Annotated in this window: 13 protein-coding genes; 6 read left to right on the forward strand and 7 right to left on the reverse strand. The window is 57.3% G+C overall.

All coding sequences use genetic code 11. From position 1 onward, the window contains the following. Positions 1 to 49: 49 nt before the first annotated feature. The 7 genes from Q7L05_RS15445 to Q7L05_RS15480 all read right to left on the reverse strand — a co-directional run bounded on the left by Q7L05_RS15445 (position 50) and on the right by Q7L05_RS15480 (position 5,478). Positions 50 to 505 carry a hypothetical protein gene (locus Q7L05_RS15445; protein WP_303908724.1) on the reverse strand — a complete coding sequence of 152 codons (456 nt, stop codon included), beginning with the start codon at positions 503 to 505 and terminating at the stop codon, positions 50 to 52. Positions 506 to 579: 74 nt separating this feature from the next. After that, on the reverse strand, positions 580 to 1,080 hold the full coding sequence (locus Q7L05_RS15450) for a hypothetical protein (RefSeq protein WP_303908726.1): 501 nt from the start codon (positions 1,078 to 1,080) through the stop codon (positions 580 to 582). Between the two features lie 94 nt (positions 1,081 to 1,174). Beyond that, positions 1,175 to 2,272 (reverse strand): hypothetical protein, encoded by a 1,098-nt coding sequence (locus Q7L05_RS15455; RefSeq protein WP_303908729.1) that lies wholly within the window; start codon positions 2,270 to 2,272, stop codon positions 1,175 to 1,177. Between the two features lie 137 nt (positions 2,273 to 2,409). Next, on the reverse strand, positions 2,410 to 3,561 hold the full coding sequence (locus Q7L05_RS15460) for an SIR2 family protein (protein ID WP_303908732.1): 1,152 nt from the start codon (positions 3,559 to 3,561) through the stop codon (positions 2,410 to 2,412). A gap of 123 nt (positions 3,562 to 3,684) precedes the next feature. Further along, entirely contained in the window at positions 3,685 to 4,617 is a 933-nt protein-coding gene (locus Q7L05_RS15465) for a HEPN domain-containing protein (protein ID WP_303908735.1), read from the reverse strand. Continuing rightward, positions 4,614 to 4,841, reverse strand: a complete 228-nt coding sequence (locus Q7L05_RS15470) for a hypothetical protein (RefSeq protein ID WP_303905020.1) — start codon at positions 4,839 to 4,841, stop codon at positions 4,614 to 4,616. Before Q7L05_RS15470 ends, Q7L05_RS15465 begins: the two co-directional genes overlap by 4 nt. Before the next feature lie 328 nt (positions 4,842 to 5,169). Further along, positions 5,170 to 5,478, reverse strand: coding sequence for a hypothetical protein (locus Q7L05_RS15480; RefSeq protein WP_303908757.1), 309 nt, complete (start codon positions 5,476 to 5,478; stop codon positions 5,170 to 5,172). A gap of 114 nt (positions 5,479 to 5,592) precedes the next feature. On the opposite strand from Q7L05_RS15480, the gene urtA reads away from it, so the two are divergent. The 6 genes from urtA to Q7L05_RS15510 form a co-directional block, all read left to right on the forward strand. Continuing rightward, on the forward strand, positions 5,593 to 6,891 hold the full coding sequence (urtA, locus tag Q7L05_RS15485) for an urea ABC transporter substrate-binding protein (protein ID WP_411293345.1): 1,299 nt from the start codon (positions 5,593 to 5,595) through the stop codon (positions 6,889 to 6,891). A gap of 153 nt (positions 6,892 to 7,044) precedes the next feature. Continuing rightward, positions 7,045 to 8,649 carry an urea ABC transporter permease subunit UrtB gene (gene urtB / locus Q7L05_RS15490; protein WP_303908739.1) on the forward strand — a complete coding sequence of 535 codons (1,605 nt, stop codon included), beginning with the start codon at positions 7,045 to 7,047 and terminating at the stop codon, positions 8,647 to 8,649. A gap of 3 nt (positions 8,650 to 8,652) precedes the next feature. Further along, positions 8,653 to 9,741, forward strand: a complete 1,089-nt coding sequence (gene urtC / locus Q7L05_RS15495) for an urea ABC transporter permease subunit UrtC (protein ID WP_303908743.1) — start codon at positions 8,653 to 8,655, stop codon at positions 9,739 to 9,741. Next, complete coding sequence (gene urtD, locus Q7L05_RS15500; RefSeq protein WP_303908745.1) at positions 9,738 to 10,589, forward strand: urea ABC transporter ATP-binding protein UrtD; 852 nt, start codon at positions 9,738 to 9,740, stop codon at positions 10,587 to 10,589. Before urtC ends, urtD begins: the two co-directional genes overlap by 4 nt. After that, positions 10,583 to 11,278 (forward strand): urea ABC transporter ATP-binding subunit UrtE, encoded by a 696-nt coding sequence (gene urtE / locus Q7L05_RS15505; protein ID WP_303908748.1) that lies wholly within the window; start codon positions 10,583 to 10,585, stop codon positions 11,276 to 11,278. The genes urtD and urtE overlap by 7 nt, the downstream gene beginning before the upstream one ends. Positions 11,279 to 11,293: 15 nt before the next feature. Then, on the forward strand, positions 11,294 to 11,764 hold a 471-nt coding region (locus Q7L05_RS15510; RefSeq protein ID WP_303908751.1), incomplete at its 3' end, for an urease accessory protein UreD.

Here is an 11,764-nt window from a genome sequence, read left to right on the forward strand (position 1 = left end):
GTCCAACACCGGGATAAGATCGCGGCTACGCGCGATCTATCCTTATTCGTTATGAATTGCTTGCTTCGCACAAGCCGCTTAGCCCACGCACAGCTTCAATATGGGTTTCTTCCTCAAGTGTGAGTTCGCACTTAACCTCTAACCTTTCTGGAGAAAAGTGGGCATCGAATTGAAGTAGTTTTTTGATTTCCCCTTTGTGCTCAGCGCACAATTCCCATATTTCATATGGATCCCCAAAGAACGTTACCAATAATCTAAATTCCTTAATCGGGCCAATAACGAACTCTCCATCTTCATTGGTGGTAGTTTTTATTGGGTCTTTCTCGCAGCTCGTCTTCGTAATGGCGCTGCCCATATAGATTTTAGTATGTGTAGCTGGGGCGCCATTTATTGTTACAGTGCCTCTAATTGCTGGCGCATAATAATGAGAATGAGGTATTGGAGCGCAGCCGGTCGAGGCAAGCGCTAAAGCTAATGACAGTAAGGTGAATATCCCAATATTCATAACGTTAAAGCTGTGCGGCGCAAACGAAGCGCAGCGTAGTTTGCGTCCGAACGAGCGCCTTGTTGGGCGTTAATTCACTTCTTTGCGAGAGCATTGGCTCGAATTTCCTCCCTCATCTTTTCGTCTTCCGCCAGGGCGGCTTGGTAAGTGCCTAGGAGTTCGTCAATCCACCCCTTAGCGCGGTCGAGTTCGGTGATTTCCTTCTCTAGATCATCAGCCGAAAGGGAATCGAAATCGGCCTGAGTATTCGGAACCATGCCTGCAAGCTCGGTAGCACGCTCAAGGTCTTGCTCGTACTGCTCCTGAAATCGCTGCATTAGGCCAGAATGAAGCATTCCTCGCGCATTCAGGACAGCCTTTCGAGATTGAAGCGCCCTCGGCAATAGATCAACGAGGCTAACTGCCGCGATGTGTGCGGCGTTCCTCAATTTATCCAGTTCCAAGCGGCGGTCTGCTTCCCTGACCTTCCGGGAATGCCGATATGCCACGAACCCCATGATGGAGCCAGCGATGCCGGAAAGTGCCCCGATGATTCCAGTCCACATCCCAACATAGGCGATAGTATTGGAATCCACTTACCACCTCCTGCGTAACTGCGCCCAACGCTCTGCTCACGCGCCGGTTTGGAGCCGCGAAGCGACGAAAAACCGGTCGCTGTGCAGCCGTTTGTTAAATTTCTTTTCCACGTAGGATCTTCATATATGATGTCTGTGAATTCCGGTTTTCCCAAGTCGCTCTAATGTGTTTTACAAGATTAGGAATGTCGTCTTCTAATGTAGATTTCCACAAATTCGGGTTGTAGTCGTATACTCGAAGCAAATTATCAACATCGAATATTTGCCCTGTTCCTTTTGCGCGTATAAGAGCAACAGGCTTGTCATGGGCCATTCTTACACCCAGCTCGAATAGAACATTTGGATTGTGATCCGACAAATCAGCTATAACCAGATCCGCATCTAAAAGATCATTCACAATAGTCGAATGAATGATATCGCTGCCATCTTTTCTGGCAGTTTCAACCTTAAAACCCGCCTCTACACCCGCCGGGGTTATAAGGTTTCTTAAAACTTCACGATAAAACCCGTCCGGATATTTGCCGGTTTTCTCACTAAATGGCATTGCTACAAATGCCACGGTAAGCTCCCCGACTGATTTTTGAGGAGAGCCAGTTACAACTAGGTGATCGCGTTTCGCTGGATCTACGACCTCGATTTGTCTCTCACTGCTCTTCGAGAATTTATTTATGAATTCCAGGTTAGCTTGATAAAGGTTATAAAAGTCTTCATGAAACTCAGGCTCTAAGCCAAATGTACCCTGAAGTGTATTTCCAAGGTACTTCATCTCGGGGAGATCTCCGCCGCTATAATATGAGTACACTTTTTGGAAGAGATCTACTTTAAAAAAGGCCTTTTCTAAAGCGAAGTGTTCTTCGGCAGGATGTGGAGTGAAAAGAAATTCATTTGCAAGATTCGTCAAACCAATTTCACTAGACCTGCTGGTTCCTTCGGTCAGGCCATAATCTCTAGAACTCGCAGATAAATAGTAAAATTTGTTGGCTTTAGCTCCAACACCAAGCACTTTGGCTAAATCAGCAGGCGCCCACGGATTACTTCCGTTATATTCCTTCAAAGCTTGAGGAATCGCTAATGCGTCTTCCAGGGTATTGGCTGGGATGGGTCTGGGCGCACTTCCTCTCGACTTTTTCTTTCCACCGCCGTTGGTCTGGGTGGCTACGTCTTCTTTTTTATTATCACTTTCGTTCGTCAAGTTGACCTCCCAACTCTTTCTTAAAATTTAACGCCAAGCATCAGCCGACCATTGTAGTGATGTGAGGCTTGTGGCATCTGCCACAAACGAAACGCCGCGGAAATGGGTCGGCTGAATGCAATTGTTAGATGATGAATCTACTTCATAAGCCAAGAAATACTCTCCTTATTCAAGCCCGATGTATTCAATTCACATCTATCCCAATTCATAAATGAGTAATTCTTTCGAATCTGCCAATCGGACGAGCTAGGACTACAATAATCAATGATTTTCGCAGGCCCCTTTTTAAGACCCATCATCTCTGAGTCATACTCGTATTCAGTGTAGTTTCGCATAAGATAGTAAAGCGCTTGTCTAGCGTATTCATCATAAGGCGGAAGCGAGTATCCGATGACTCCAAGCCCGAAATTTAACCCTCCTGCTTGTTGCAATCCTCTCCATAGTGATTTAAGTGGGTTTGCATATAATATTTTTGAGCTAGAAGGTGACAATATTAGGGGCGAAGATTGCCAAAACTTTGCATCTATTACTTGAGACAGATCAATTACCCTATATACAAACTGAAAGGGATCGTCTTCTTCAAAAGGCCCTTCAACAATTTGTCGATGATCAACTGATGCTCCTTCTTTAAATACCGGGTGCCTAGACTCCCAGGGATGTTTACTTTTAGTAGCTAGTTCTCGTTCTTTTAGATAAGGAAGCTTGTCATACCAATCAATTGAGCCATGAAGCTTGCTAATTACAATTTCCCCTTTTTCGGCTTCACTATCTATTGTTGAGGACATTAAACCTACTTCTTTTAGCCTATTGGGAAATAACCTATATGGTTTTCCTAAATAATCTAATGTGTCTTCTATCAGGGTGTCATAGTTAAACGTTAGTATTACATCAGAAGGCAATAAATTTTCACAGAATTTAATGCACTCGTCGGTTGGGGTCGATGGAGACATTGAGTATATAACTTCCATTATTCCGTTTCGGATCATTAACTGTGATTCATTGCCTTCATCACTCCATGTATCACTTCCCTTAAGCCCCAAATAGTGCTCTAAATCGAGATGAGACATAAACTTTTCATAGTCGACTGGATAATGTTCCTCTAGTCCATCGCACCTTTTTCTGTATTTCAGATACCAATCCAAATCACCTTCTAACTTATTATCCCTACCGTACTTATTTCTTGTTTTTTTTCGCACCAATTCGAACAATCGAGCACCAAGAGGCAGTCCAGCATGAACTGAAAAACCTGCTCCAAGAATAAATATTCTAAATCTTTGAGAAATGCTCATATTAATCATCTAACAGTGGTTTATACAGAATACGTAATTTGTCATGTTATACAGATTCTGTATAAGACCGTGAAAAACCGAAAACCGTCAGCGAGGAACATAGGTCGTGCGATCGGCGTCTGTTCAGGCTTGGTCGCTTTCGGCTGCATGTCGCAATCCTGCAATCTTGTTTTCACACACTTCCGTTGTGAGTTCCCTCAAATCCTCAACCCGCCTGGCGATGGCGCTCAGCTCATCATCAGTAATGGCGTACCGCTTGCTGTAGCGGGCGTCGACGTAGGCGCGGCGGAGGAGGTCGAAGAGACGTTTGTTTTGGTCGGTGTCTTTGGGGAAGACATCGGTGAAGCGGGGGTCGAAGCCGGCGGCCTGGTTGATCAGGTTCTGGAGGTCGTGCTCCTTGGGGCGGTAGCCGGTCTGGACGAGGAGGAGACAGGTGATGTAGCGCTCGGCCGATTGGTGCAGCTGGAATGCGGCGATCTTGAGGCGCCCACGGGACTGGTAGAACCCTACACCCTCAAAGAATCCATCGGCGCTATCCATCCACTCCTCGAAATACTCCTCCGCATGTCGCAATCGCGTTTTTGGCGGCAACTCCTTTGGCGGCCGTGCCAGCTTGTAGCGGCCGGAGTCATAGAGCAGGTACCCCTCTTTGAGGATGTCCATGAAGAAGTAGCGCCGTTCGGAGAGCATCTGGTTGACGTGGTGGATGGTGTGGACGATGTAGTTGACGCGGGTGCCGTCTGCTCGCGGCTCCAGGGCGTCTTTGAGGTCGTTGTCGTAGGCGACGTTGCGTTCGCTCTTTTTGTCCGCGGTGACGATGAGGATGTCGAAGTCGGAGTGGTATTCGTAGGTGATGTGGTCCTCTTCGTAGCGGTCTTCGACCCAGTCGCCGCGGGCGTGGGAGCCGAAGAGGATGATCATCTCGATATCGTGGCGCTCGCGGATGGCGGCGACGATTGCATTCAGCTCGTCGAGCTTGGAGGCGGGTAGGTGTTTGGGCCGTTTTTTCATTTTGTACCAGGCCGGCGGGCCGGCGGTTTCCATGATTGCGCTCATGCCCGGTCCTCCCTGTCGAAGAACTTCGAGTTGATGTCGCGGACACAGGCTTCGAGGCAATCCAAATCCTGTTCCAGCCGGCTGGCCAGGTCCTGGAGGACATGGGCACAGGCGGCCCGGTCCACATCCTGGAGGTCGGTGGACGGCAACAGCAAGTCGGCGAGCAGGCGCACTTGCGACGCGGCCAGGAGGAGGTCCTCCTTGGCGTTTTTGTATTCTTCCATTGTGTTCTCCTGATAGTCGTCCGTGTGTCCGTTTGGGGCACTTGGCTATCAGGTGCGGCGGGGTTGTTTCCCGGAGGGGGAGGGGGTGTTTCCTCCTGGCCGGGTTTTGTATTACGCCCTCGCCCGGATTCGACTTCACCGGGCGCTTCGGCCGCCTGAGTACGGGGTTATCCTAACGCGTGGTGTTGTGCGGGTCTACTGGATGGTACCGGGCGGTTATCTCTGACCCAGTACTTAACTCGGACACCCACTCGAAGCCATTGCCATCCTGAATAGATGCCATGCCCAAACCAAGGAAAGCCCTCGTCTCGCTCGAGGCAACCCCCTACTACCATTGCGTCGCCCGCTGCGTACGCCGCGCCTTTCTCGGCAATTGCTCCTGCATTGCTCTACCACCTACATCCATGTAGGCGTCTGCGGGAATGAGCTGACCCGCCGCTTCGAACGCGGGGAAACGCTTCTCTTTGCAGAGTTGCGCGTCGTCGATACCCTCCTTTGCGCTTGACTCCTCGCGTTTCGATTTACCAGCACTGAACGGTAACCAGCGTATCTGCACCAGTGTTGAGCACGGCTTTCCAAAACGACCACCATCCACGCACACTCCCGGTGCATAGGACTTTCCCGTTACGACCCGCATAATGCCAACACCCTGTTTTTTAGGGCGTTTATCTGCATGGCACAGCCGTTGCAATCCCCTCCGGCAAAACGAACGAATCGCTTTTGCACGGAAACCTCTAAGGGAGGGGATCACATGAAGACCATTGCGCATCGCATGAAGCGCTCGGCCCTGGCGCTCTCCGCCGGGCTGGCTCTGACCACCTCGATGGCCGTTCAGGCGGCCGACACCATCAAGGTCGGTGTATTGCACTCGCTCTCCGGCACCATGGCCATCAGCGAGACCACGCTGAAGGACACGATGCTCATGCTCATTGAGGAGCAGAACAAAAAGGGCGGTCTGCTCGGCAAGAAGCTGGAGCCGGTGGTGGTGGACCCCGCCTCCAACTGGCCGCTGTTTGCCGAGAAGGCGCGCGAGCTCATCGACCAGCAGGATGTGGACGTCATCTTCGGCTGCTGGACCTCCGTTTCGCGCAAGTCGGTGCTGCCGGTGGTCGAGGAGCTGGACAGCGTGCTTTTCTACCCGGTGCAGTACGAAGGCGAGGAGTCCTCCAAGAACGTCTTCTATACCGGGGCTGCGCCCAACCAGCAGGCGATTCCCGCCGTCGACTACCTGATGAATGAAATCGGTGTCGAGCGCTGGGTGCTGGCCGGCACCGATTACGTCTATCCGCGCACCACCAACAAGATCCTCGCGGCCTACCTCAAGGGCAAGGGCGTGGCCGATTCGGACATCATGATCAACTACACGCCCTTCGGTCACTCCGACTGGCAGTCCATCGTCTCCGACATCAAGACCTTCGGCTCCGCCGGCAAGAAGACCGCCGTGGTCTCCACTATCAACGGCGATGCCAACGTGCCCTTCTACAAGGAACTCGGCAACCAGGGGCTCTCCGCCGAAGACATCCCGGTGGTCGCCTTCTCGGTGGGCGAAGAGGAGCTCTCGGGCATCGACACCGCACCCCTGGTCGGCCATATGGCGGCCTGGAACTACTTCATGAGTGTCGATACCGAGGCCAACACGGACTTCATCGACAGCTGGCACGCCTACATTCAGAACGACGACCGTGTCACCAACGACCCGATGGAGGCCCACTACATCGGCTTCAACATGTGGGTCGAGGCGGTGCGCAAGGCGGGCACCACCGAGCCCTCAGTGGTCCAGGACGCCCTGATCGGTGTCAGCGTCCCCAACCTAACCGGTGGCTACGCGGCGATGATGCCCAACCACCACATCTCCAAGCCGGTACTCCTCGGCGAGATCCAGGATGACGGGCAGTTCGCCGTGGTGTGGGAAACGTCGGGCACCGTGCCGGGCGATGCCTGGTCCGACTTCCTGCCGGGCTCTAAGGACATCATCTCCGACTGGCGTGCGCCACTCTCCTGCGGCAATTACAACGTCAAGGAAAAGACCTGTTCCGGGCAGAACTTCTAACTGTAGTGTGGGAGCGGTGTCCTCGCCGCGATTCGTTCAACGAACTGAATCGCCCCGAGGGCGGGCCTCTCACCGAGAGTTTCGTAGGGTGGGGTGAGGAACGAACCCCACCGCCTCAGCCCCGGAAGTTCGAGTCTTAGACACGAGGCAGGCATGATCAAACGAGTTTTCTATCTGTTCGCGACCCTCCTGCTGCTGGCCGGCGCACCGTTGCCGGTATCGGCGGCGGATGGCTTCGAGCAGGCGATCGTTCAGTTGACTGAACGCAGCTTCCGCACCAAGGAGACGGCCATCGTCTCCATTGCCGAGTCGGGGGATGAACGGGCACTGCCGCTGCTCAAAAGACTGCTCGACGGTGATGTGCGCTACCTGCGCTACGCCCGCACGGTGGTCTACGCCGAAAAGGCCGAGGGCGGCTACCGAATCACCGAGGTGTTGACCGGTGAGGAGCTGGGCATCAAGGACCGGCGCGAGGCGAAGCGGGTCGTCATCAACAACGCCCTGCGGAGTGTGCTGCGCCGGCAGATCGCCTCCCTCAGTCTCAACAGTGACGCCCCGGCCCTCCGTTTGGCGGCAGTGCGGGAGATGAGCGGCGGACTCGACGACGAGACGGCCAGCGCGCTGGAGGCCCGACAGCAGGTCGAGTCGAACGCTACCATTCGCGAGGCCATTGATACGGCCCTCGCCCTGCGTGATCTCGAGAGCGAAGACAAGGCCCTTCGACTCGCCGCCATCGAACGGCTGCACGGCAGCCTCGAGCCGGTTGCTACGTTGCGCCTGCACGACCTGGCTGAAGGGGAGGCCAGCGCCGAGGTAAAACAGGCGGCGCAAAACGCCCTTAAGGCCATCGCCTTCAACCGCGACCTGTCCGGTTTCGGGGAGACCCTCTTCTTCGGCCTGAGCCTCGGCTCGGTGCTGGTACTCGCCGCCATCGGCCTCGCCATCACCTTCGGGGTGATGGGTGTCATCAACATGGCCCATGGCGAACTCATCATGCTGGGCGCCTACACCACCTACGTGGTGCAGCAGTTGATGCCCAACCACATCGGCCTCTCCATCCTGGTCTCCATCCCCGCCGCCTTTCTGATTTCCGCCCTGGCGGGCATCGCCATAGAGCGCGGCGTGATTCGCCATCTCTACGGCCGGCCCCTGGAGACGCTGCTGGCCACCTTCGGCATCAGCCTCATCCTCCAGCAGACGGTGCGCACCATCTTCTCGCCCCTCAACCGCAGCGTGGCGACGCCGGAGTTCATGAGCGGGGCGCTGGAGATTAACTCGGCACTGACCCTCACCTACAACCGGCTCTACGTATTCGCCTTCTGCCTGCTGGTGTTCGCGGCGCTGCTGTTCATTCTCAAGAAGACGCCGCTGGGCCTTCAGGTGCGTGCGGTCTCCCAGAACCGGGCCATGGCGCGGGCCATGGGCGTTCGCTCCGAATGGGTCGATGCACTCACCTTCGGCCTCGGCTCCGGGGTGGCCGGGGTGGCGGGTGTCGCGCTCAGCCAGCTCACCAACGTCGGCCCCAACCTGGGGCAGGCCTATATCATCGACTCCTTCATGGTGGTGGTCTTCGGCGGCGTCGGCAATCTCTGGGGCACCCTGGTGGCGGGGCTCTCGCTGGGCGTGGCCAACAAGGTGCTGGAGCCCTGGTCGGGGGCGGTGCTCGCCAAGATCCTGGTGCTCGCCTTCATCATCCTGTTCATTCAGAAGCGCCCGCGGGGACTCTTCCCGCAGAAGGGCCGTGCGGCGGAGGGCTGAACGATGTTCCTGAAGCAAATCCTCGCCGGGGACCGGGGCGGACAGACGCTGCTGGCGTTGCTCGCGGTGATCACCGTGCTGGTCCCGATCCTCAATCTGGCGGTGCCCGAGGGCAGCCCGCTGCACCTCTCCACCTATACCCTCACGCTGACGGGCAAATACCTCACCTATGCGCTGCTGGCGGTGGCGGTGGATTTGGTGTGGGGCTATCTCGGCATCCTCAGCCTGGGCCACGCCGCCTTTTTCGCCCTGGGCGGCTATGCCATGGGCATGTACCTGATGCGCCAGATCGGCGACCGCGGCGTCTACGGCAATCCGGACCTGCCTGACTTTATGGTGTTCCTCGACTGGCAGGAGCTGCCCTGGTTCTGGTACGGCTTCGACCAGTTCTGGTTCGCCGCGCTGATGGTGATGCTGGTGCCGGGGTTGGTGGCCTTCGCCTTCGGCTGGTTCGCCTTCCGCTCGCGGGTCACCGGCGTCTACCTCTCCATCATCACCCAGGCGCTCACCTACGCCCTGATGCTCGCCTTCTTTCGCAACGAGATGGGCTTCGGCGGCAACAACGGGCTGACCGATTTCAAGGAGATCCTCGGCTTCAATCTCCAGGCAGACACCACCCGCGTGGCGCTGTTCGTCGCCTCCGCGGTGGCCCTCGGCCTGGGCTATGTCGCCTGCCGCGCCATCGTCACCTCGCGCCTGGGACGGGTGAGCCTCGCGATTCGCGACGCCGAGGCCCGCACCCGCTTCATCGGCTATCGGGTGGAACACGTGAAGCTCGCCATCTTTACCTTCTCGGCGGTGCTCGCCGGGATCGCCGGTGCGCTCTACGTGCCGCAGGTGGGCATCATCAACCCGGGTGAGTTCTCCCCGCTCAACTCCATCGAACTGGTGATCTGGGTGGCGGTGGGCGGCCGCGCCACGCTCTACGGGGCAGTGGTGGGCGCCATCCTGGTCAACTACGCCAAGACCACCTTCACCGGCATTATGCCCGAGGCGTGGCTGTTCGCCTTGGGCGGACTGTTCGTGGTGGTCACCCTGTTCCTGCCGCGCGGCGTTACCGGCCTGTTACGGCGCAAGGAGGCGAGCGCATGAATCTGTTTCAGGACACGCTGAGCATGCCGCGGGAGGTGATGCGCCGCGACAGGGTCTTCGACTTCATGATCCCGGCGGACAACCCGCGCCTCGACATCAGCCATAACACCATTCTCTACCTCGAAGATGTCTCGGTGAGCTTCGACGGCTTCAAGGCCATCAACGATCTCAACCTCTACATCGACGCTGGCGAGCTGCGCTGCATCATCGGTCCCAACGGGGCGGGAAAGACCACGATGATGGACATCATCACCGGCAAGACCCGGCCCGACACCGGCACCGTCTACTTCGGCCAGCGCATCGATCTGCTGACCCTCTCCGAACCGGAGATCGCCAACCAGGGGATCGGCCGCAAATTCCAGAAGCCGACGGTATTTGAAAACCAGAGCGTCCTCTGCAACCTGGAGCTGTCCATGGCCGGCGACAAGCGCGTCTGGCCCACCTTCACGGCACGGCTCTCCGGTGAACAGCGCGATCGCATTGGCGAAGTGCTGGAGAGCATCGGCCTCACCACCGAGCGCGACCTTCGCGCCGGGGCACTCTCCCACGGCCAGAAGCAATGGCTGGAGATCGGCATGTTGCTGATGCAAAACCCCAAGCTGCTGCTGGTAGACGAGCCGGTGGCGGGCATGACCCATCAGGAGATGGACCGCACCGCCGAGCTTTTGCGATCCCTGGCCGGCGAACGCTCGGTGGTGGTGGTGGAGCACGACATGGACTTCGTACGCTCCATCGCCAACCGGGTCACCGTTCTGCACCAGGGCAGCGTGCTTGCAGAGGGCAGCATGGAGCAGGTGCAGAACGACCCGCGCGTGGTCGAGGTGTACCTGGGAGGTGACGCATGCTGACGGTAAACGGACTCAACCAGTACTACGGCGAAAGCCACACCCTGCGCGACCTCGACTTCCAGGCCGAGAAGGGCCGCTGCACCTGCCTCATGGGGCGCAACGGCGTCGGCAAGACCACCCTGTTGCAGTGCGTGATGGGCCTGCTGCCGACCCGTGGCGGCACTATGCGCTTTGAAGATCAGGAACTGTCCGGGCAGGCTGCGGAGAAGCGGGCCGGACTCGGCATCGGTTACGTGCCCCAGGGGCGGCAGATCTTCCCGCAGCTGAGCGTGGAGGAGAACCTGCGTATCGGCCTGCCGGCCCGGCGCGACCGGGAAAGGGAGATCCCCGAGTTCATCTTCGAACTCTTTCCCGTACTGGACGCGATGCGCCAGCGCCGCGGCGGCGACCTCTCCGGTGGTCAGCAGCAGCAACTCGCCATAGGCCGGGCCCTGGTGATCGACCCCAAACTGCTCATCCTCGACGAGCCCACCGAAGGCATTCAGCCCAACATCGTTGAGGAGATCGGAGACATCATCCGCCTGCTCAACGAGGAGCGCGGACTGACCGTACTTTTGGTGGAGCAGAAGCTGCCCTTCGCCCGCCGCGTGGCGGACCGCTTCTGCATCATGGACCGCGGACACGCAGTGGCCGACGGCGCGATTGACGAGCTGGGCGACGGCCTGGTCCGCCGCTATCTCACGGTGTGAAACATGGTCGCGGTGATGCCACAACAGAGTAGTGGATGGAAGGCGCGACTGGAACTCGGCTTCGAACCCCGCGCGGGACGAACCGTGCTGGCAAAGCGAATCCAGCGCGGACCGCTGGCCGTACAGCGCCCCTTCCACCCCGGCGACGGCGCCTGCCACGTCTATCTGCTGCATCCGCCGGGCGGCGTGGTCGGCGGAGACGAACTTAGCGTGCGCGCCGCGGCGGCAGCCGAAGCCGGCGCCCTCATCACCACACCGGGCGCCACCAAGTTCTACCGCAGCGCCGGTCCACGCGCCTACATGGAGCAGAGGTTGAACGTCGCCGACGGCGGCGCCCTGGAGTGGCTGCCCCAGGAGAACATTGTCTTCCCGGGGGCACTCGCCGATATCCGGACGCGAATCGACCTGAAAGGCCAGGCGGGCTTCATCGGCTGGGAAACGCTCTGCCTGGGACGGCCCGCCGCCGACGAACGCTTCGACGCCGGC

The organism is Thiohalomonas denitrificans, assembly GCF_016841685.1.
GTDB classification, from domain to species: Bacteria; Pseudomonadota; Gammaproteobacteria; order Thiohalomonadales; family Thiohalomonadaceae; genus Thiohalomonas; species Thiohalomonas denitrificans_A.